This window comes from Pseudomonas sp. 2FE (assembly GCF_005503735.1).
GTDB lineage: Bacteria > Pseudomonadota > Gammaproteobacteria > Pseudomonadales > Pseudomonadaceae > Aquipseudomonas.
Genome location: NZ_SCMO01000001.1, coordinates 1,029,681 through 1,051,401, shown reverse-complemented (window position 1 = coordinate 1,051,401; position 21,721 = coordinate 1,029,681). Strand labels below are relative to the sequence as shown.

Annotated in this window: 21 protein-coding genes; all 21 read left to right on the top strand. The window is 64.1% G+C overall.

Features of this window, described 5'->3' with window-relative positions:
- The first annotated feature begins 142 nt into the window (after positions 1–142).
- Entirely contained in the window at positions 143–1,504 is a 1,362-nt protein-coding gene (benA, locus tag FFS12_RS04935) for a benzoate 1,2-dioxygenase large subunit (protein WP_137885772.1), read from the top strand.
- Positions 1,505–1,993 (top strand): benzoate 1,2-dioxygenase small subunit, encoded by a 489-nt coding sequence (gene benB / locus FFS12_RS04930; RefSeq protein ID WP_137819668.1) that lies wholly within the window; start codon positions 1,505–1,507, stop codon positions 1,991–1,993.
- Between the two features lie 157 nt (positions 1,994–2,150).
- Positions 2,151–3,161, top strand: a complete 1,011-nt coding sequence (gene benC / locus FFS12_RS04925) for a benzoate 1,2-dioxygenase electron transfer component BenC (RefSeq protein ID WP_137819669.1) — start codon at positions 2,151–2,153, stop codon at positions 3,159–3,161.
- 57 nt (positions 3,162–3,218) lie between these two features.
- On the top strand, positions 3,219–3,995 hold the full coding sequence (locus FFS12_RS04920) for a 1,6-dihydroxycyclohexa-2,4-diene-1-carboxylate dehydrogenase (RefSeq protein ID WP_137885771.1): 777 nt from the start codon (positions 3,219–3,221) through the stop codon (positions 3,993–3,995).
- Positions 3,996–4,069: 74 nt separating this feature from the next.
- Positions 4,070–5,410 carry an aromatic acid/H+ symport family MFS transporter gene (locus FFS12_RS04915; protein ID WP_137819671.1) on the top strand — a complete coding sequence of 447 codons (1,341 nt, stop codon included), beginning with the start codon at positions 4,070–4,072 and terminating at the stop codon, positions 5,408–5,410.
- 21 nt (positions 5,411–5,431) lie between these two features.
- Positions 5,432–6,553, top strand: a complete 1,122-nt coding sequence (locus tag FFS12_RS04910) for a muconate cycloisomerase family protein (protein ID WP_137819672.1) — start codon at positions 5,432–5,434, stop codon at positions 6,551–6,553.
- Between the two features lie 39 nt (positions 6,554–6,592).
- Entirely contained in the window at positions 6,593–6,883 is a 291-nt protein-coding gene (catC, locus tag FFS12_RS04905) for a muconolactone Delta-isomerase (protein WP_137885770.1), read from the top strand.
- A gap of 35 nt (positions 6,884–6,918) precedes the next feature.
- On the top strand, positions 6,919–7,851 hold the full coding sequence (gene catA / locus FFS12_RS04900; protein WP_137885769.1) for a catechol 1,2-dioxygenase: 933 nt from the start codon (positions 6,919–6,921) through the stop codon (positions 7,849–7,851).
- Positions 7,852–7,972: 121 nt separating this feature from the next.
- Entirely contained in the window at positions 7,973–9,202 is a 1,230-nt protein-coding gene (locus FFS12_RS04895; RefSeq protein ID WP_137885768.1) for a benzoate/H(+) symporter BenE family transporter, read from the top strand.
- A 144-nt stretch (positions 9,203–9,346) separates the two neighbouring features.
- The gene (locus tag FFS12_RS04890) at positions 9,347–10,633 is read left to right on the top strand and encodes an OprD family porin (RefSeq protein WP_137885767.1); all 1,287 of its coding nucleotides are present in this window, start codon (positions 9,347–9,349) and stop codon (positions 10,631–10,633) included.
- Between the two features lie 117 nt (positions 10,634–10,750).
- Entirely contained in the window at positions 10,751–11,947 is a 1,197-nt protein-coding gene (locus FFS12_RS04885; RefSeq protein ID WP_137885766.1) for an ABC transporter substrate-binding protein, read from the top strand.
- A gap of 79 nt (positions 11,948–12,026) precedes the next feature.
- Positions 12,027–12,887 (top strand): branched-chain amino acid ABC transporter permease, encoded by an 861-nt coding sequence (locus tag FFS12_RS04880; protein ID WP_137885765.1) that lies wholly within the window; start codon positions 12,027–12,029, stop codon positions 12,885–12,887.
- 38 nt (positions 12,888–12,925) lie between these two features.
- Positions 12,926–13,957 (top strand): branched-chain amino acid ABC transporter permease, encoded by a 1,032-nt coding sequence (locus tag FFS12_RS04875; protein WP_137885764.1) that lies wholly within the window; start codon positions 12,926–12,928, stop codon positions 13,955–13,957.
- The gene (locus FFS12_RS04870) at positions 13,954–14,712 is read left to right on the top strand and encodes an ABC transporter ATP-binding protein (protein WP_137819680.1); all 759 of its coding nucleotides are present in this window, start codon (positions 13,954–13,956) and stop codon (positions 14,710–14,712) included. The genes FFS12_RS04875 and FFS12_RS04870 overlap by 4 nt, the downstream gene beginning before the upstream one ends.
- Positions 14,712–15,443, top strand: a complete 732-nt coding sequence (locus FFS12_RS04865) for an ABC transporter ATP-binding protein (RefSeq protein WP_137885763.1) — start codon at positions 14,712–14,714, stop codon at positions 15,441–15,443. The genes FFS12_RS04870 and FFS12_RS04865 overlap by 1 nt, the downstream gene beginning before the upstream one ends.
- A gap of 444 nt (positions 15,444–15,887) precedes the next feature.
- The gene (locus FFS12_RS04860; RefSeq protein ID WP_137885762.1) at positions 15,888–16,745 is read left to right on the top strand and encodes a CoA transferase subunit A; all 858 of its coding nucleotides are present in this window, start codon (positions 15,888–15,890) and stop codon (positions 16,743–16,745) included.
- Positions 16,745–17,527 (top strand): CoA-transferase subunit beta, encoded by a 783-nt coding sequence (locus tag FFS12_RS04855; RefSeq protein ID WP_137819683.1) that lies wholly within the window; start codon positions 16,745–16,747, stop codon positions 17,525–17,527. Before FFS12_RS04860 ends, FFS12_RS04855 begins: the two co-directional genes overlap by 1 nt.
- Entirely contained in the window at positions 17,524–18,729 is a 1,206-nt protein-coding gene (pcaF, locus tag FFS12_RS04850; RefSeq protein ID WP_137885761.1) for a 3-oxoadipyl-CoA thiolase, read from the top strand. The genes FFS12_RS04855 and pcaF overlap by 4 nt, the downstream gene beginning before the upstream one ends.
- 267 nt (positions 18,730–18,996) lie before the next feature.
- Complete coding sequence (locus FFS12_RS04845; RefSeq protein WP_137885760.1) at positions 18,997–20,358, top strand: 3-carboxy-cis,cis-muconate cycloisomerase; 1,362 nt, start codon at positions 18,997–18,999, stop codon at positions 20,356–20,358.
- Between the two features lie 9 nt (positions 20,359–20,367).
- Positions 20,368–21,156 (top strand): 3-oxoadipate enol-lactonase, encoded by a 789-nt coding sequence (gene pcaD / locus FFS12_RS04840; protein ID WP_137885759.1) that lies wholly within the window; start codon positions 20,368–20,370, stop codon positions 21,154–21,156.
- Between the two features lie 93 nt (positions 21,157–21,249).
- The gene (gene pcaC, locus FFS12_RS04835; RefSeq protein ID WP_137885758.1) at positions 21,250–21,654 is read left to right on the top strand and encodes a 4-carboxymuconolactone decarboxylase; all 405 of its coding nucleotides are present in this window, start codon (positions 21,250–21,252) and stop codon (positions 21,652–21,654) included.
- Positions 21,655–21,721 lie beyond the last annotated feature (67 nt).

Here is a 21,721-nt window from a genome sequence, read left to right as displayed (position 1 = left end):
CTCGGCCTGTCCTGGGCTTCTTGTCTATTCGCTTTCTGCGCTTTGCATAAAACGGATAAAGGTCTGCGCAAAGCGGATATTGCACTCCCTCCCGCGTCCCTAATCTTGGCCTGTCAGTACAAAAACAATGGAGGCCCTGGCCATGTCCCTGGGATTCGACTTTATTAATTCCCTGCTTGAAGAAGATAAGGAGAAGGGCATCTACCGCTGTAAGCGTGAGATGTTCACCGATCCCCGGCTGTTCGAGCTGGAGATGACCCACATCTTCGAGGGTAACTGGTTGTATCTCGCCCATGAGAGCCAGATCCCCGAGAAGAACGACTACTACACCACCACCATGGGGCGTCAGCCGATTTTTATCGCGCGCAACAAGGACGGTGTGCTCAACGCCTTCATCAACGCCTGCAGCCACCGTGGTGCCATGCTTTGCCGTTTCAAGAGCGGCAACAAGGCCACCTACACCTGTCCGTTCCATGGCTGGACCTTCAACAACTCGGGCAAGCTGCTCAAGGTCAAGGATCCAGCTGAAGCCGGCTACCCGGACAGCTTCAACTGCGATGGCTCCCACGACCTGAAGAAGGTCGCGCGCTTCGAGTCCTACCGTGGCTTCCTGTTCGGCAGCCTGAAAGAGGACGTGGCGCCGCTGGAAGACTTCCTCGGCGAGTCGAAGAAGATCATCGACATGATCGTCGACCAGTCCGCCGATGGCCTGGAAGTGCTGCGCGGTGCCTCCACCTATGTCTACGAAGGCAACTGGAAGCTGCAGGCCGAGAATGGTGCCGACGGCTACCACGTCACCGCCGTGCACTGGAACTACGCCGCCACCCAGCAGCAGCGCAAGCTGAAAGAAGCCGGTGACGATATCCGCGCCATGAGCGCCGGCGGCTGGGGCAAGAAGGGCGGTGGTTTTTACTCCTTCGAGAACGGCCACCTGCTGCTGTGGACCCGCTGGGACAACCCGGAAGACCGTCCGCTGTTCGCCCAGCGCGACAAGCTCGCCGGCGAGTTCGGCGAGGCGCGTGCCGACTGGATGATTGGCAACTCGCGCAACCTCTGCCTGTACCCGAACCTGTACCTGATGGATCAGTTCGGCTCGCAGCTGCGCATCGCCCGGCCGCTGTCGGTGGACAAGACCGAAGTCACCATCTATTGCATCGCGCCCAAGGGCGAGAGCGTCGAGGCGCGTACCCGGCGCATTCGTCAGTACGAGGACTTCTTCAACGTCAGCGGCATGGCCACTCCTGACGATCTGGAAGAGTTCCGTGCCTGCCAGCAGGGCTTCGCCGGTCGCGCCATGGAGTGGAACGATATGTCCCGCGGTGCCGAGCACTGGGTGGAAGGTGCTGATGAAGCCGCGCAAGAAATTGATCTCAAACCCAAGCTCAGCGGCGTGCGCACCGAAGACGAAGGCCTGTTCGTGTTGCAGCACCATTACTGGCAGCAGCAGATGATCGAGGCGCTGAAAAAACAGCAGGAACAGCTGATTCATGTGGAGGGCGCGTAAATGAGCATGACTTACGACGCCGTGCGCGACTTCCTCTACCGTGAAGCGCGCTACCTGGACGACAAGCAGTGGGACGAGTGGCTGGAGTTGTATGCCGGCGACGCGACCTTCTGGATGCCGGCCTGGGATGACCGCGACCAGTTGGTGGAAAACCCGCAGACCGAAATCTCGCTGATCTGGTACGGCAACCGCAGCGGTCTGGAAGACCGCGTATTCCGCATCCGTACCGAGCGTTCGAGTGCCACCATCCCGGATACGCGTACTTCGCACAACATCAACAACATCGAGATCCTCGAGCAGGCCGATGGTGTGTGCAAGCTGCGTTTCAACTGGCACACCATGAGCTTTCGCTACAAGGTCGTCGATCACTTCTATGGCACCAGCTTCTACACCCTCGATACCAGCGGCCCGAACCCGCTGATCAAGGCCAAGAAGGTGGTGTTGAAGAACGACTACGTGCGCCAAGTCATCGACGTTTATCACCTCTGAACACGGCCTGAAGCCCCGCGTCGGCTCGGGCCCTATTTGCACCGCCGCCAGCAGCACGCACTCCTTGCGCGTGAGCGCTGCACGGCTGGCTGCAAGGGTCAGAGCGGCGCATGGGCCACCTGCCAGGGTGTAACCACTGCTTAAAGCGAGGTGTGCCATGAGCCACAAGATCGCACTGAATTTCGAAGACGGGGTCACCCGTTTCATTGACGCCAATGTCGGCGAAACCGTCGCCGATGCCGCCTATCGTCAGGGCATCAACATTCCCTTGGATTGCCGTGACGGTGCTTGCGGTACCTGTAAGTGCTTCGCCGAAGCCGGCCAGTACGATCAGGGCCAGGACTACATCGAAGATGCCCTGAGCGAAGACGAAGCCGAGCAGGGCTTCGTGCTGACCTGCCAGATGCGTGCCGAGAGCGATTGCGTGATCCGCGTGCCGGCCTCTTCGGATGTCTGCAAGACCCAGCAGCACAGCTTCGAGGCGGCGATCAGCGCGGTGCGCCAACTGTCCGACAGCACCATTGCCTTGTCGATCAAGGGCGAGTCGCTGAGCAAACTGGCGTTCCTCCCTGGCCAGTACGTCAACCTCAAGGTCCCGGGCAGCGAGCAAACCCGCGCTTACTCGTTCAGCACCCTGCAGAAAGACGGCGAAGTCAGCTTCCTGATTCGCAACGTGCCGGGCGGGCTGATGAGCAGCTTCCTCACCGGGCGGGCCTTGGCCGGCGACAGCATGACCCTGGCCGGGCCTCTAGGCAGCTTCTACCTGCGCGAGATCAAGCGGCCGCTGTTGCTGCTGGCCGGCGGTACTGGCCTGGCACCCTTCACCGCGATGTTGGAAAAGATCGCCGAGCAGGGTAGCGCGCATCCGCTGCACCTGATCTATGGGGTGACCAACGATTTCGACCTGGTCGAGATGGACAAGCTCGAGGCCCTGGCGGCGCGGATTCCCAACTTCACCTTTAGTGCCTGCGTGGCCAGCCCGGACAGCAGCTACCCGCAGAAGGGTTACGTGACCCAGCACATCGCGCCCAGGCACCTCAATGACGGTGATGTCGATGTCTATCTGTGTGGCCCGCCACCCATGGTCGAGGCCGTCAGCCACTACATCCGCGAGCAGGGCATCCAGCCAGCGAACTTCTATTACGAGAAGTTCGCCGCCAGCGCCTAAATGCTCCTTTGGTTCGCTTACTGCGTAAGCGGGCCTGTTTTATTCGGGTAGATGAGTATGAACAAGCGTTTTCAAGACAAGGTTGCAGTGATCACCGGTGCCGCACAGGGCATTGGTCGCCGCGTGGCCGAGCGCATGGCTGCCGAAGGTGCTCGCCTGGTGTTGGTCGACCGCTCCGAGCTGGTGCATGAGCTGGCCGAACAACTGGCTGGTGTTAGCGAGGTGCTGACCCTGACCGCCGACCTTGAGCAGGCTGTCGAGTGTCAGCGGGTGATGGCTGCAGCAGTCGAGCGTTTTGCGCGCCTGGACATCCTGATCAATAACGTCGGCGGCACCATCTGGGCCAAGCCGTTCGAGCACTACCAGGCGAACGAGATCGAGGCCGAAGTGCGTCGCTCGCTGTTCCCCACCCTGTGGTGCTGCCACGCCGCGCTGCCGCAGATGCTCGAGCAGGGCAGTGGTGCCATCGTCAACGTTTCCTCGATCGCCACCCGCGGCGTCAACCGTGTGCCCTACGGCGCGGCCAAGGGCGGTGTTAACGCCCTGACCGCCTGCCTGGCGTTCGAGACCGCCGAGCGTGGCATTCGCGTCAACGCCACTGCGCCGGGCGGCACCGAAGCGCCGCCGCGGCGTATCCCGCGCAACAGTGCCGAGCCGAGCGCGCAGGAGAAGGTCTGGTACCAGCAGATCGTCGACCAGACCCTCGACAGCAGCCTGATGAAACGCTACGGCAGCATCGACGAGCAGGCCGGCGCGATTCTCTTTCTGGCCTCCGACGACGCGGCCTACATCACCGGTGTCACCTTGCCAGTGGGCGGGGGTGACCTGGGTTGAGTCCGTTCGCTCAGCCGCCTCAGGGATAGCCACGCCAGGACGCATCAGCACTACAACAACAAGAGTCCTATGCCATGCGCAAGACCGACGTACACCACATCATCGACAACGCACGCTTCAACCGCTTCCACTGGATGGTGCTGTTCTGGTGTGCCCTGATCATCATCTTCGACGGCTATGACCTGGTCATCTACGGCGTGGTATTGCCGCTGATCATGAAAGAGTGGGGCCTGACCCCGCTGGAAGCCGGTGCCCTGGGCAGCTATGCGCTGTTCGGCATGATGTTCGGCGCGCTGTTCTTCGGCCCGCTGGCCGACAAGATCGGCCGCAAGAAGGCCATCACCCTCTGCGTGGTGCTGTTCAGCGGCTTCACCGTGCTCAACGGCTTCGCCGACAGCCCCACGGAGTTCGGCATCTGCCGCTTTATCGCCGGCCTCGGCATCGGCGGGGTGATGCCCAACGTGGTGGCGCTGATGAACGAATACGCGCCGAAGAAGATTCGCAGCACCCTGGTGGCCATCATGTTCAGCGGCTACTCGGTGGGCGGCATGCTCTCCGCCGGCCTGGGTATGGTGCTGATTCCGCAGTTCGGCTGGCAGGCGGTGTTCTTCGTCGCCGGTATTCCGTTGTTGCTGCTGCCGCTGGTGGTTTATCTGCTGCCGGAATCGGTCGGTTTCATGCTGCGCAAGGGCCGCACCGAAGAGGCCCGTCAGGTACTCAAGCGGGTCGATCCGGCCTATGACCTGCGCGCCGACGACCAACTGCAAATGGCCGCGGTGAAATCGACCGGCACGCCGGTACTGCAACTGTTCAGTGATGGTCGCGCACTGCGCACCCTGATGCTCTGGCTGGCGTTCTTCTGCTGCCTACTGATGGTTTATGCGTTGAGCTCCTGGTTGCCGAAACTGATGGCCAACGCCGGCTACAGTCTGGGTTCCAGCCTGTCGTTCCTGCTGGTACTGAACTTCGGCGCGATCTTCGGCGCCATCGGCGGCGGGGTGATGGGCGACAAGCTCAACCTGCCGCGGGTGCTCGCGGTGTTCTTCGTCATCGCCGCGGTGTCGATCACTCTGCTCGGGATCAAGAGCCCGACCCCGGTGCTGTACCTGCTAATCGCCATCGCCGGCGCCACCACCATCGGCTCGCAGATCCTACTGTACGCCTGCGCCGCGCAGTTCTACTCGATGAATATCCGCTCCACCGGCCTCGGCTGGGCTTCGGGCATCGGCCGTAACGGCGCCATCGTCGGCCCGTTGCTCGGCGGCGCACTGCTGGGGATCAGTCTGCCACTGCAATACAACTTCATGGCCTTCGCCCTGCCGGGTGCGGTTGCCGCCATCGCCATGTCCGTGTTCGCCATCAGCAGCCAGCGCAGCAGCCGTGCCGCGCAGGCGTCTGTGGCCGCGGCTTCCTGACCACAACCTGCGGAATCTGAAATGAGCCACTCCCTGATCGAAAGCATCGAGGCGATCATCGTCGATCTGCCGACCATCCGCCCGCACAAGCTGGCGATGCACACCATGCAGCAGCAGACCCTGGTGGTGATCCGCCTGCGTTGCTCCGACGGCAGCGAAGGCCTGGGCGAGTCGACCACCATCGGTGGCCTGGCCTACGGCAACGAAAGCCCGGAGAGCATCAAGCAGAACATCGACAGCCACCTGGCGCCGCTGCTGCTCGGTCAGGACGCGGCCAATATCAACGCGGCCATGCTGCGCCTGGACAAGGCGGCCAAGGGCAACACCTTCGCCAAGTCCGGCCTGGAAAGCGCGCTGCTCGATGCCCAGGGCAAGCGCCTCGGCCTGCCGGTCAGCGAGTTGCTCGGCGGCCGCGTGCGCGACAGCCTGGAAGTGGCCTGGACCCTGGCCAGCGGCGACACCGCCAAGGACATCGCCGAAGCCGAGCACATGCTCGACATCCGCCGCCACCGCATCTTCAAGCTGAAGATCGGCGCCAACGAGGTCAACCAGGACCTCAAGCACGTCATCGCGATCAAGCGGGCCCTGGGTGACCAGGCCAGCGTGCGCGTCGACGTCAACCAGTACTGGGATGAGTCACAGGCCCTGCGCGCCTGCCAGGTGCTCGGCGAAAACGGCATCGACCTGATCGAGCAACCGATCTCGCGGATCAACCGCAGCGGTCAGGTGCGCCTGAACCAGCGCAGCCCGGCGCCGATCATGGCCGACGAGTCGATCGAGAGCGTCGAGGACGCCTTCAGCCTGGCCGCCGACGGCGCCGCCAGCATCTTCGCCCTGAAGATCGCCAAGAACGGCGGCCCGCGCGCCGTGCTGCGCACTGCGGCAATCGCCGAGGCCGCCGGCATCGCCCTGTATGGCGGGACCATGCTGGAAGGCGCCATCGGCACACTGGCCTCGGCCCACGCCTTCGTCACCCTCAGGCAACTGACCTGGGGCACCGAACTGTTCGGCCCGCTGCTGCTGACCGAGGAAATTGTCACCGAGGCCCCGGTGTACCGCGACTTTCAGCTGCATGTACCGCGGACCCCAGGCCTCGGCCTGACGCTCGACGAAGAGCGCCTGGCGTTCTTCCGCCGTCCATGAGGTTACAAGCAATGGCCTGCCAGCCGAGGAGATGAACCCATGCTGTTCCACGTAAAGATGACCGTAAAGCTGCCGCTGGATATGGACCCGGCCAAGGCCGCCCGGATCAAGGCAGACGAGAAAGAACTGGCCCAGCGCCTGATGCGCGAGGGCAAGTGGCGCCACCTGTGGCGCATCGCCGGGCAGTACGCCAACTACAGCGTATTCGACCTGGAAAGCGTGCAGGAACTGCACGACACCCTGATGCAGCTGCCGCTGTTTCCCTACATGGATATCGAGATCAACGCCCTGTGCCGCCACCCCTCGTCCATCCGTGAAGACGACCGTTGATTTTCAGCCATAACAACAATGCGAGGTAAACCCCAATGACCCTGAACATTTCCCACACTGCCGAGGTACAGCAATTCTTCGAAGAAGCCAGCGGCTTCCTCAACGACCAGGGCAGCCCGCGCCTCAAGGCTGTGGTACGGCGCATCCTGCAAGACACCGCGAAGATCATCGAAGACCTCGAAGTGACGCCCGACGAGTTCTGGAAGGCCGTGGACTACCTCAACCGCCTGGGTGGCCGCAATGAAGCCGGCTTGCTGGTCGCAGGCCTGGGCCTGGAGCACTACCTCGACCTGTTGCAGGATGCCCAGGACGAGCAGGCCGGCCTGACCGGTGGCACCCCGCGCACCATCGAAGGCCCGCTGTACGTGGCCGGCGCACCGATCGCCCAAGGCGAAACGCGGATGGATGACGGCAGCGAAGCGGGCACGGTGATGTTCCTTCAGGGCGTGGTGCGCGACACCGAAGGCAAGCCAGTTGCCAATGCCGTCGTCGACCTGTGGCATGCCAACACCCAGGGCAACTACTCCTACTTCGACAAGAGCCAGTCCGAGTACAACCTGCGCCGGCGCATCATCACCGATGCCGAAGGCCGCTACCGCGCGCGCAGCATCGTACCGTCCGGCTACGGCTGCGCGCCGGATGGCCCGACCCAGGAAGTGCTCGACCAGCTCGGCCGCCACGGCCAGCGTCCGGCGCATATCCACTTCTTCATCTCCGCACCGGGCTACCGCCACCTGACCACCCAGATCAACCTGGCCGGTGACAAGTACCTGTGGGACGACTTCGCCTACGCCACCCGCGAAGGTCTGGTCGGCGATATCCGCTTCGTCGAGGCCGCCGAAGCCGCGCGTGCCCGTGGCGTGGACGGGCGCTTCGCCGAGGTCGACTTCGACTTCCAACTGCAGAACGCACCGGCTCCGGCCGCCGAGCAGCGCAGCAACCGTCCGCGCGCGTTGCAGCAAGCCTGAGTTACCCAGCGCGACGGGAATCCGAGGGTTCCTGTCGCGCTGCATCGCCTGCATCAGCCACAACAAGAGCGATCCGGACCCAGCGTCACGGATGGCCAGATGCGTCTTGCGACGAGGTCTTATGAAAGCCTTGGCCAACGATTTTTCCCTGTCCGCCGTGGTGGCCGGGTTCATTGCCACCGTGATTTCCTACGCCGGTCCCCTGGTGATCATCTTCCAGGCGGCCGAAAGCGCGGGCATGTCCCACGCCGTGCTGTCGTCCTGGGTCTGGGCCATCTCCATCGGCAGCGCCGTGCTCGGCATAGTCCTCAGCCTGCGCTATCGCGTGCCCATCGTCATCGCCTGGTCGGCTCCGGGCTCGGCGTTGCTGGTTTCGCTATTGCCGCAGATCAGCCTTAACGAGGCGGTCGGTGCCTATATGGTCGCCAGCCTGATCATCTTCCTGGTCGGCATCTCCGGCGCCTTCGACCGCATCATCGGCAAACTGCCGGCGGCGATCTCCGCCGGCATGCTGGCCGGCATCCTGTTCGGCTTCGGCACCGGCCTGTTTGTCTCGCTGCAAGCAAAACCCTTCCTGGTGCTGGCGATGTTCGCCACCTACCTGCTGGTCAAGCGCCTGTCGCCGCGTTATGCGGTGATGGCGGTGCTGATTGTTGGCTGCTTGATTGCGCTAGTTAACGGTGAGCTGCGCCAGGAAGCGCTGGTGATCGGCCTGGCCACGCCGGTGTGGATCGGCCCCGAATTTACCCTGTCGGCCAGCCTGAATATCGCCTTGCCGCTGGTGATGGTGGCGCTCACCGGGCAGTTCGTGCCGGGCATGGCGGTGTTGCGCAATGCCGGCTACCAGACGCCAGCCCGCCCGATCATCAGCAGCAGTGCGCTGGGCTCGCTGCTGCTGGCCCCCTTCGGTTGCCATGGTCTCAATTTGGCGGCGATCACCGCGGCCATCTGTACCGGTCGCGAAGCCCACGAAGATCCGTCCAAGCGCTATGTCGCCGGCGTGGTCGGTGGCCTGGCTTACCTGTTGCTGGGCCTGTTTGGCGCCACCCTGGTGTCGCTGTTCGGCGCCTTCCCCAAAGAGTTGATTGCCGCCCTGGCTGGCCTGGCGTTGTTCGCCGCCATCGCCGGTTCGCTGGCCGCTGCCATGGCCGTGCCAGATGACCGTGAGGCGGCACTGATCACCTTTCTGGTGACCGCTTCGGGCATGTCCTTTATGGGGCTGTCGGCGGCCTTTTGGGGGCTGGTGTTCGGCATCGCCGCCCATCTGCTGCTGAGTGCGCGGCGCACACCGGCAATAGCGCAGCCGCCGCTGCAGGCGACGGCCTTGGCCAAGGAGGAGGCGGCGCGCTAAGCGTACCCAGGCCCCCGAGTATTGCCGCCGCGTCTGCTGCGTGCCGGACGAGGCGGTAGTCACACCACCCACTTGCGTTGCCCGGCGTGTGCCCGGCAAGGGTGAAGCAACAGCACTATTTCAATAACAACAAAGAGCTAAACGATGAATCACTATCCGAATGTAAAGCCTGTCCTGCTCTCCGTCGCCGTTGCCCTCAGCTTGCCAGCCCTGGTGCAGGCGGCCGAAGGCGGCTTTATCGAAGACACCAGCGCCACCCTGCAAGCGCGCAATTACTATTTCAGCCGCGACTTTTCCGACATCGTCGGACCCAACCGGCAGTCCAAGGCGGAGGAGTGGGCCCAGGGCTTTATCCTCAACGTCAAGTCCGGCTACACCCCCGGCACCGTCGGCTTCGGCGTGGATGCCATCGGCCTGCTCGGCCTCAAGCTCGACAGCAGCCGCGACCGGGTCAACACCGGTTTGCTACCGACCCTGGAAAGCGGCGAGGCCGCCGATGACTACAGCCGCCTGGGTGCGGCGCTGAAGGTAAAAGTCTCGAAGACTGAGCTGAAGGTCGGCGAGTTGCAGCCCAACCTGCCGGTGTTGACCTTCTCCGATATCCGCCTGCTGCCGCCCAGCTACCAGGGCGCCAGCATCGTCTCCAATGAGATCGCCGGGCTGACCCTGCAGGGCGGGCAACTGCACTCCACCAGCCTGCGTAACGAGGCGGGCGACGACAAGATGATGGCCATGCTCGGCCACTTGCCGCAACGCGCTGGCAGCAGCGACCGCTTCAACTATGCCGGCGCCGATTACGCCTTCAATACCAACCGCACCTCGGTCGGTACCTGGTATGCGCAGCTGGAGGACCTCTACAACCAGCGTTTTGTCAGCCTCAAGCACAGTGAGCCGCTGGGCAACTGGGTGCTGGGTGCCAACCTCGGCTTTTATGACGCCAACGAGGACGGCAAGCAGCTGATCGGCAAGATCGACAACCAGGCGTTCTTCTCCCTGCTGTCGGCCAAGCACGGCGGCCACACCTTCTACCTCGGCTATCAGGCCATGTTCGGCGACAGCGCCTTCCCGCGGGTGTTCGCCAACATCTCGCCGCTGGGCAACGAAGTGCCGACCTTCGAATTCGCCTCGGCCGACGAGCGTTCCTGGCAGGTGCGTTACGACTACGACTTCAGCGCCATGGGCGTACCGGGTCTGATCGCCGGCGTGCGTTACCTCAAGGGCGATAACGTCGATGCACAGGCCACCAATCGCGGTGGTCCGCGCTACGAGGGCAAGGACTTCGAGCGCGATCTGGATATCGGCTACACGGTGCAGAGCGGCCCGCTGAAGAACCTCGGCGTGCGCGTGCGTAACGTCACCGCCCGTTCCAACTACCGCACCGACATCGACGAGAACCGCCTGATCTTCAACTACACCTGGAACCTGCTCTGACCCATAGCTAAGCGTGCAATGACCTACTGGCCGTGACGCCGGTAGGCCGCAGAAGAAACGGCCATTAAAGATGGTTTTCCCTGAATGCTTCGCCGCAGAGCGGAGCTGGAGACAACAATGAACAAGAATAACAAGATGCCTTGCACAACCCGTTTCAGCTTTACCGCCGGCGCCCTGGCGCTGGCGCTCGGTGCGTCCCTGGCCACCGCGGTACAGGCGGCCGAGCCGCTGAAGATCGGCCTGTTGCTGCCCTATACCGGCACCTTCGCCGCCCTCGGCGAAGCCACCACCAATGGCTTGAAACTGGCCATCGAGCAGCACGACAACAGCCTCGGCGGACGCCCGGTCGAGTATGTGGTGGTCGACAGCGAGGCCAATCCGGCCAAGGCCGTGCCGAACATGCAGAAGCTGATCGCCGGCGCCAACGTCGATGTAGTGGTCGGTCCGGTGCATTCTGGGGTCGGCATGGGCGCGGTCAAGGTCGCCCGCGAGACCGGCGTGCCGCTGATCATCCCCAACGCCGGCTTCAACGCGGCCACCGGGGCCCTGTGCGCGCCGAACATCTTCCGTACCTCCTTCACCTCTTGGCAGACCGCCTACCCGATGGGCCAGGTGGCGGCAGACAAGGGTTACAAGAACATCGTCACCCTGGCCTGGCGCTACGGCTTCGGCACCGAGTCGGTGGAGGGCTTCAAGGAGGGTTTCGAGAAGGCCGGTGGCAAGGTCAGCAAGGAAATCTACGTGCCGTTCCCGGACGTGGAGTTCCAGTCGCAGCTGACCGAGATCGCCGCGCTTAAGCCGGACGCGGTGTTCGTCTTCTTCGCCGGCGGCGGCGCGGCCAAGTTCGTGCAGGATTACGCCGCTGCCGGCCTGCAGGGCAAGATCCCGCTGCTCGGCTCGGGCTTCCTCACCGAGGGCACCCTGGCCGCCCAAGGGCAGGCCGCCACCGGCCTGCTGACCACCCTGCATTACGCCGACAGCCTGGATACGCCGGAGAACCTGCGCTTTCGCGAGGACTACCGGCAGAAGTTCGGCAAGGAGGCCGACATCTACGCGGTGCAGGGCTACGACACCGGTCTGCTGCTGGCCCAGTCGCTTAAGACGGTAGCCGGCAATACCCGGGACCGTGCGGCCTGGATCGCCGCCATGGCCCAGGCGCGGATCCCCAGTCCGCGTGGCGAGTGGACCTTCTCCAAGGCCCATAACCCGGTGCAGAACATCTACCTGCGCGAAGTCCGCGACGGCGCCAATGTGGTGGTCAGCACGGCCGCCACCGCCCTGGCCGACCCCGCGCCAGGCTGCAAGATGCAGTAAGCACCGCCGCCCCCGCACCCCGGTTGCCGTCTAGCGGCCGGGGTGCGGGCCCGTGCCATTCTTTGCCTTGGTATGCACGATGGAACTTTCCACTCTTCTCATCCAGACCATGAACGGTCTGCAGTACGGGCTGTTGCTGTTTCTTATCGCCAGCGGCCTGACCCTGATCTTCGGCATCATGCACATCATCAACCTGGCCCATGGCGCGCTCTATATGGTCGGCGCCTACCTGGTGTACTGGTTGACCGGCCTGGTCGGCGATCTGTTTCTCGCCATCCTCCTGGCGCTGCCCTTGGCGGCCGCCATCGGCGTGCTCATCGAGCGCTTCCTGATCCAGGCGCTGTACCAGCGCGACCACCTGGACCAGGTGCTGATGACGTTCGGCCTGATCATGGTGATCGATTCGCTGCGCAGCATCATCTGGGGCAACGACGTGCACAGCGTGGCCATCCCGGCACTGCTCAGCGGCTCGATCCAGCTGACCGAAACCCTCGACTACCCGGTGTATCGCCTGTTCATTTCCGCGGTCTGCGCCCTGATCGCGCTGGCCATGTACCTGATCCTGCAACGCACCCGACTGGGCATGATCATCCGCGGCGGCTCCAGCAACCGCGAAATGGTGCAGGGCTTGGGCATCAATATCCGCGTCATCTACACCCTGGTGTTCGCCGCCGGCGCGGCGCTCACGGCGTTCGCCGGGATGATCGCGGCGCCGGTGTCTTCGGTCTATCCCGGCATGGGCAACCAGATCCTGATCATCGCCTTCGTGGTGGTGGTCATCGGTGGTCTGGGCTCGATCCGCGGAGCTTTCCTCGGTGCCTTGCTGGTGGGCCTGACTGCCACCTGGGGCGCCGTCCTGGTGCCGCAATACGCCGGCATGACCGTGTATGTGCTGATGGCCGTGGTGCTCTTATTCAAGCCACGTGGCCTGTTCGCCTAGCAGGCTGTTGAAAACTGATAATTTTCGGGGACTTTCTTATGCACGCATTACCTCGCCCGATCCAGCTTCTGCTTGTTGTGTTACTGCTGCTGATGGCTGCCTACCCGTTTTTCGGGGCAAGCCTGGCCGGTGAAAAACATGACTTCTTCCTGCAGCAACTGACCAGCATCATGATCCTGGCCATAGTCGCCCTGAGCCTCGACCTGCTGGTCGGTGTCAGCGGCATGGTCAGCCTGGCCCAGGCGGCGTTCTTCGGCCTGGCCGGTTACTTCCTGGTGCTGTTCGCCCCTGAGTACGAAGCTGTGAATATCTGGATCGCCCTGCCGGTCTGCCTTGGCCTGACCGCCCTGGCTGCACTGCTGATGGGCGTTCTGATCATTCGTACCTCCGGCATCTTCTTCATCATGGTGACCATCGCCTTTTCGCAGATGCTGTTCTATCTGCTCCACGATGCCGCCTTCGCCGGCGGCTCGGACGGGGCCTACCTGTTTATGAAGCCCGAGGTCGCCATCGGTGGCCTGCAACTGCTCGATCTGGAAAACCGCACCACGCTGTTCTATGTGGTGCTGGCCTCGTTGGGGCTGCTGTTCATCCTGTTGCGTACCTTTATGCGCGCGCCTTTTGGCCGGGTATTGCTGGGCCTCAAGGAGAACGAGCAGCGGGTGCGCGCCATGGGCTACAACCCGCTGTTCTACAAACTGGTGGCGTTCGTCATCGCCGGCACCATCGCCGGTTATGCCGGCATGTTGTCGGCCACCCAGTATGGTTTCGTCAGCCCCAGCCAGCTGGGCTGGCAGATGTCGGCCCATGTGCTGGTGATGGTGATCCTCGGCGGCATGGGCACCCTGTTCGGGCCGATTCTCGGCGCCTTCGCCTTCGAGGGCTTGCATCACTGGTTCGCCAGCCTGACCCCGCATTGGGAGCTGCCGATGGGCATCGTGGTGATCTGCATGGTGCTGTTGCTGCCGCGCGGTATCGCCGGCCTGCTGTTGCAGCTGACGCAGGGCAAACGTGGCAAGGCAACGCAGACGCCAGCGGCCGGCGCGGTCAACAAGGAGGCCGAACAATGAGCGCGATCATTCTGGAAACCCGTGGCCTGACCAAGACCTTCGGGGGCCTGACAGCGGTCAACGACATCAGCCTGCAGGTGGCCGCGCGTGAGATTCACGCCATCATCGGCCCCAATGGCGCGGGCAAGAGCACCATGGTCAACCTGTTGTCCGGTCACCTGCGCCCCAGCAGCGGGCAGGTCATCTTCAATGGCCAGGACATCACCGGGCTGGCGCCCAACCGGGTCTCGCACCTGGGCGTGGGGCGCAGCTTCCAACGGACCAACATCTTCCCCAGTTTCAGCTGCTTGGAGAACTGCATGCTGGCGGCGCAGTCGCGAATGAAGAACTCGTTCCGCTTCTTCCGCCGCAGCGAGAGCTACCGCGCGGTGTGCGAGCGCGCCGAGAAGGCCCTGGAGCTGTGCGGCCTGAGCCACAGGCGCGAGCGCATCGCCGGTTCCATGAGCTATGGCGAGCAGCGCCAGTTGGAGATCGGCATGGTGCTGGCCACCGAGCCGAGCTTTCTGCTGCTGGACGAGCCGATGGCCGGCATGGGCAAGGAGGAGTCGAGCCGGGTGGTCGAGCTGCTCGCCGAGCTGTCGCGGGAGTACTCCATGGTGCTGGTCGAGCACGACATGGACGCGGTGTTCAGCATCGCCAAGACCCTGACCGTGATGGTCAACGGACAAATGCTGGCAAGCGGCCCGCTGGATCGGGTGCGTAACGATCCGGCGGTACAGGAGGCCTATCTGGGCGACGGCGAGGAGCAATTCTGATGAACACTGCAACCACAGAGCAAACCCCGCTGGTCGAGGTGCGTGGCCTGCACACCTATTACGGCAACAGCCACATCCTGCATGGCGTCGATCTGCACATCGCGCCGGGGGAAACCCTGGCGCTGATGGGGCGCAATGGCATGGGCAAGAGCACCACCATTCGCTCGTTGCTCGGCCTCACTCCGCCGCGCCGTGGCGAGGTGTGGATCAAGGGGGAAAACCTCACCGGCAGCCCGACGCACAAGGTGATCCGCCGTGGCATCGGCTATGTGCCGGAAGGCCGCGGCATGTTCCCCAACCTGAGCGTGCGCGAAAGCCTGGTGATGGCTGCCCGTCCCGGTGTCGACGGCCGCCGCGACTGGACCCTGGAGCGGGTGCTGGAAACCTTCCCGCGTCTGGCCGAACGCTACAGCCACCTCACCGGCAACCTGTCGGGCGGTGAGCAGCAGATGGTGGCCATCGGTCGGGCGCTGATGAGCAACCCCGACCTGATGATTCTCGACGAGGCCACCGAAGGCCTGGCGCCGTTGATTCGGCGGGAAATCTGGCAGGTGATCCGCCTGGTCAAGGCCTCCGGTATCGCCACCCTGGTGGTGGACAAGAACGTCAATGTGCTGCTCGACCTCACCGACCGCAGCATGATCATGGTCAAGGGCCGCGTGGTGTATGACGGCCCCAGCCAGGCGTTGAAGGGCCAGCCGGAAATCCTGCAGACACATATCGGTCTGTGAACGGTCGCGACAACGCCAATAACAGAGATGCCGGCTGGCGCCCTCCGTCTGCACGGAGGAGGGCGCCGCAGTCCCGGCCTTGCACTGCGCCGGATCATCGAAGAGAGCATTGATGAACCTGGATCAACCGGCGGTGCACCCCGCGCGCGGCAGCGAAATCTGGCCGCACACCTGCTGCTCGGCAACCTGCTGGCCGATATCGCCCGGCGCAGCAGTCGGGCGAGAAGGTGCTGTCGAGCGCCGACAGCATCCAGGCGAGCAGCCAATCGATCATCGAACTGGTCGAGGAACTGGGCTGTCTGCTCGAGCAGATTGAATAAGACCGTGTTCGATTATCGAACGATAAGTCGATAATCGGATTGTTTGCCGGCGCCGCCCGGCCTACTGTTGACTCACCCGCCACCTTCACCCGGTGGCATCGTCAACCGAGCGAGAGCAGCACCGATGGCCGAACTCATTTCCCTTGGCGAAGCCGTACAGCGCTTCGTCAACGACGGCGACACCGTCGCCCTCGAAGGTTTCACCCACTTGATCCCGACCGCGGCATCCCACGAGATCATCCGTCAGGGCAAGCAAGACCTGACTCTGGTGCGCATGACCCCCGATCTGGTCTATGACCTGCTGATCGGCGCCGGTTGCGCCAAGAAGCTGATCTTCTCCTGGGGCGGCAACCCCGGTGTCGGCTCGCTGCACCGCCTGCGCGACGCCGTCGAGAAGGACTGGCCGCATGCGCTGGAGATCGAGGAGCACAGCCATGCGGATATGGCCAACTCCTACATCGCCGGTGCCTCCGGCCTGCCGTTCGCGGTGCTGCGCGCCTATGCCGGTTCCGACCTGCCGAAGGTCAACCCGCTGATCAAGTCCGTGACCTGCCCGTTCACCGGCGAAGTGCTGGCCGCCGTGCCGGCGGTACGCCCGGACGTCACCGTGATCCACGCGCAGAAGGCCGACCGCAAGGGCAACGTGCTGCTCTGGGGCATCCTCGGCGTGCAGAAGGAAGCGGCCTTGGCGGCCAAGCGCTGCATCGTCACAGTCGAAGAAATCGTCGACGACCTGAATGCGCCGATGAACGCCTGCGTGCTGCCGACCTGGGCGCTGACGGCGGTTTGCCACGTACCGGGCGGTGCTCACCCGTCCTACGCCCACGGCTACTACGAACGCGATAACCGCTTCTACCAGGCCTGGGATCCGATCGCCCGCGACCGCGAAAGCTTCAGCGCCTGGATCGACGAATATATCCGTGGCACTGCCGACTTCAACGAGTTCAAGGCCAAGCTGGCCGCACAGCAGGAGGCCAAGTGATGAGCGCCTACACCACCAATGAAATGATGACCGTGGCCGCCGCCCGCCGCCTGCAGAACGGCGCGGTCTGCTTCGTCGGCATCGGCCTGCCATCCAAGGCCGCCAACCTGGCGCGCCTGACCTCGTCGCCGGACGTGGTGCTGATCTACGAATCCGGCCCGATTGGTGCCAAACCGAGCGTGCTGCCGCTGTCCATCGGTGACGGCGAACTGGCCGAAACCGCCGACACCGTGGTGCCCACCGGCGAAATCTTCCGCTACTGGTTGCAAGGCGGGCGTATCGACATGGGTTTCCTCGGCGCCGCCCAGGTCGACAAGTACGGCAATATCAACACCACCGTGATCGGCGATTACCACCGGCCGAAAGTGCGCCTGCCGGGCGCCGGTGGTGCCCCGGAGATCGCCGGTTCGGCCAAGCAGGTGCTGATCATCCTCAAGCAGTCGCACCGTACCTTCGTCGACAAGCTGGCGTTCATCACCTCGGTCGGCCATGGCGAGGGCGGCGATTCGCGCAAACGCCTCGGCCTGCCGGGCGCCGGGCCGGTGGGGATTATCACCGACCTGTGCATCATGGAGCCGGAGGAGGGTAGCAACGAGTTCATCGTCACTGCGCTGCACCCGGGCGTGAGCCGCGAGCAGGTGATCGAAGCCACCGGCTGGCAGATCCGCTTCGCCGATGTAGTGGCGGTCAGCGAAGCACCCAGCGAGCTCGAACTGGCTGCGCTGCGTGCGCTGGAAGCCCGTACTGCTGCCGCCCACGGACAACTGGGTGGTGAAGAATGAGCCGCGAGGTCTTTATCTGCGACGCCATCCGCACGCCCATCGGCCGCTTCGGTGGCGGTCTGGCGCCGGTACGCGCCGACGATCTGGCCGCCGTGCCGATCAAGGCGCTGATCGAGCGCAACCCGTCGGTCGACTGGAGCCGGGTCGACGAGGTGTTTATGGGCTGCGCCAACCAGGCCGGCGAGGACAACCGCAACGTGGCGCGCATGGCGCTGCTGCTGGCCGGCCTGCCGGAGAGCATTCCGGGCGTGACCCTCAACCGCCTGTGCGCCTCGGGCATGGATGCGGTCGGTACCGCCTTCCGCGCCATCGCCAGTGGCGAGATGGAGCTGGCCATCGCCGGTGGCGTCGAGTCCATGTCCCGCGCGCCCTATGTGCTGGGCAAGGCCGACAGCGCCTTCGGCCGCAACCAGAAGATCGAGGACACCACCATCGGCTGGCGCTTCATCAACCCGTTGATGAAGGCCGAGTACGGCGTCGATGCCATGCCGCAGACCGCCGACAACGTTGCCGACGACTACAACGTCAGCCGCGAGGACCAGGACGCCTTCGCCCTGCGCAGCCAACAACGCGCCGGTCGTGCCCAGGCGCAAGGCTTCTTCGCCGAAGAGATAGTGCCGGTAGTGATCAAGGGCAAGAAGGGCGACACCGTCATCGAGCAGGACGAACACCTGCGCCCGGACACCACGCTAGAAACCCTGACCAAGCTCAAGCCGGTCAATGGTGCGGACAAGACCGTCACCGCCGGCAACGCCTCGGGCGTCAATGACGGCGCAGTCGCGCTGATCCTGGCCTCGGCCGAAGCGCTGAAGAAACACGGCCTGACCCCGCGCGCCAAGGTGCTGGGCATGGCCAGCGCCGGCGTGGCGCCACGGGTGATGGGCATAGGCCCGGTGCCGGCGGTGCACAAGCTGCTGGAACGCTTGAACCTGGCGATCAGCGACTTCGACACCATCGAACTGAACGAAGCCTTCGCCGCCCAGGGCCTGGCCGTGATGCGGGAACTCGGCCTGGCCGACGACAGCGACAAGGTCAACCCCAACGGCGGCGCCATCGCCCTCGGCCACCCGCTGGGCGCCAGTGGCGCGCGGCTGATCCAGACCGCTCTGCATCAGTTGGAGAAGACTGGCGGCCGCAAAGGTCTGGCGACCATGTGCGTGGGCGTCGGTCAGGGCTTGGCGCTGGCCATCGAGCGAGTCTGACCGGCGTTTATATTCGTAGGGTGGGTTAGCCGCGAAGCGACGTAACCCACCGTTGGCGCAGTTGGCGGGTTACGCCATCGGCTAACCCGCCCTACGAGACTAAGGTTTTTTGCATGGCAGGCTCGTCTGCGATCATCAGGGTCTCGGAAACCCGATCGGCAGGCGAGCTTGCTCCTGCAAACCTGTTCCTGCAAAAAGCAGGGCTGGCCGCACGTGCCATGTTGCATCTATAACAGAACCCACCTTCTTGATTTCTGGAGCACTGGCTTGAACAGGCCAAGCAACCAACTCTTCGATGCTTATTTCACCCAGCCTGCCATGCGCGCGATCTTTTCCGACCATGGCCGGGTGCAGGGCATGCTCGATTTCGAAGCTGCTCTGGCTCGCGCCGAAGCGCGTGTGGGGCTGATTCCGCAGAACGCCGTGCCGGCCATCGAAGCCGCCTGCAAGGCCGAACTGTATGACTTCGCGGCGCTGGCCGGGGCGATCACCAGTGCCGGTAACTCCGCCATTCCGCTGGTCAAGGCGCTGGGCCGGCAGGTCGCCGCTCGCAGTGCCGAGGCCGAGCGCTTCGTGCATCTCGGCGCTACCAGTCAGGACGCCATGGACAGTGGCCTGGTGCTCCAGCTGCGGGCGGCCATCGTGCTGTTGGAAAGCGATCTTGCCAGCCTCGCCGATGCCCTGGCCGCACAGGCTCAGCGCCACGCCGACACGCCCCTGGCCGGACGCACCTGGCTGCAACACGCCACGCCTGTGACCCTCGGCATGAAGATCGCAGGCGTGCTGGGCGCCGTCACCCGTCACCGCCAGCGCCTCATGGAACTCAAGCCGCGCCTGCTGTGTCTGCAGTTCGGCGGTGCCTCCGGCAGCCTTGCTGCGCTCGGCGACCAGGCTTTTCCGGTGGCCGAAGCCCTGGCGCAAGAACTGCAACTGACCCTGCCCGAGCAGCCCTGGCATACCCAGCGCGATCGTCTGGTCGAGTTCGCCCGCCTGCTGGGCATGATCGCCGGCAGCCTGGGCAAGTTGGGTCGCGATCTCAGCCTGCTGATGCAGACCGAGGCCGGCGAAGTGTTCGAACCCGGCGCGCCGGGCAAGGGTGGTTCCTCGACCATGCCGCACAAGCGCAACCCGGTGAGCGCCGCCGTACTGATCGGCGCCGCCACCCGTGCGCCGGGGCTGGTGTCGACCATGTTCAGCGCCATGCCGCAGGAACACGAGCGCAGCCTCGGCCTCTGGCATGCCGAATGGGAAACCCTACCCGAGCTGTGCTGCCTGGTATCCGGTGCCTTGCAGCAGGTGCTGCTGGTGGTGCCAGGGCTGGAGGTGGATGCCGAGCGCATGCGCGCCAACCTCGACCTGACCCAGGGGCTGGTGCTGGCCGAGGCGGTGAGCATCGTGCTGGCCCAGCGTATCGGCCGCGATGCCGCTCACCATCTGCTCGAACAATGCTGCCGCCGGGCGGTGCAGGAGGGCGTCCATTTGCGCCTGGTGCTCGGTGAGGAGCCGCAAGTCAGCGCCGAACTTTCAGCCGCCGAGCTGGATCGTCTGCTCGATCCGGCCCAGTACCTTGGCCAGGCCCGTCGCTGGGTCGAACGCGCTCTGGCCGATCATCAAGCTTTCTCGCGTTAGGAGATTCCCGTGCCCGTCGTACAACTCGCCGATGGCGAACTGAACTACCTGCTCGAAGGCCCGGACGATGCGCCGGTGCTGCTGTTGTCCAACTCCCTGGGCACCGACCTCTATATGTGGGATGAACAGATCCCGACTTTTACCCGGCATTTCCGCGTGCTGCGCTACGACACCCGTGGCCATGGAAAATCGCTGGTGACCGAGGGGCCTTACAGCATCGAACAGTTGGGCCGTGATGTGCTGGCCCTACTGGATGCGCTGGATATCCCGCGTGCCAGCTACTGTGGCCTGTCCATGGGCGGGTTGATCGGCCAGTGGCTGGCGATCAATGCCCCCGAGCGCCTGCAGCGTGTGGTGCTGTGCAACACGGCAGCGAAGATCGCCGGCCCCGAGGTGTGGAACCCGCGGATCGAAACCGTGCTGCGCGACGGCCAGGCGGCCATGCTGGCGCTGCGCGATGCCTCCATTGCGCGCTGGTTCACTGCGGAATTCGCCGTGGCCGAACCGGCCAAGGTCAAGGCGGTCACCGACATGCTGGCGGCCACCTCGCCGCAGGGCTATGCGGCCAACTGCGCGGCGGTGCGTGATGCGGATTTCCGTGAACAACTCGCCGCCATCCAGGTGCCGACCCTGATCGTCTGCGGCACCCAGGATGCGGTGACCACGCCGGTGGATGGCCGTTTCATGCTCGAACGCATTCGTGGCGCCGAACTGGTCGAGTTCCACGCGGCGCACCTGTCCAACGTCGAAGCCGGCGCGGCCTTTACCAAGGCGGTGCTGGCGTTCTTGCAGCAGTGATTGCCTCGGTGCGCACGGCGCACCCTACGAAGCGTCGCGCTTCGCCCGTAGGGTGCGCCGTGCGCACCACCTCTTAATTACCCGGAGCTCGAAATGGACGAGAAACAACGCTACGAAGCCGGCATGCAGGTGCGCCGCGCGGTGCTCGGCGATGCTCATGTCGATCGCAGTCTGGAGCATCTGACGCCGTTCAATAGCGAGTTCCAGGAAATGATCACCCGCCATGCCTGGGGCGATATCTGGACCCGTGCAGGCCTACCGCGGCATACCCGCAGCCTGATCACCATCGCCATGCTGATCGGCATGAACCGCGAAGGCGAGCTGAAGCTGCACCTCAAGGCGGCCAAGAACAACGGCGTGACCCGCGACGAGATCAAGGAAGTGCTGATGCAAAGCGCGATCTACTGCGGCACTCCGGCGGCCAACGCCACCTTCCACCTGGCCGAGGAGGTGTGGGATGAGCTGGGCGTAGAGTCGATCAGGGCAGACAGAGGCTAGCTTCTGGAGTTCCGGGGTGATTCAAAGCCATCAGCCGTGGGCGTGAGATAGGACAAGGTTCACCGTG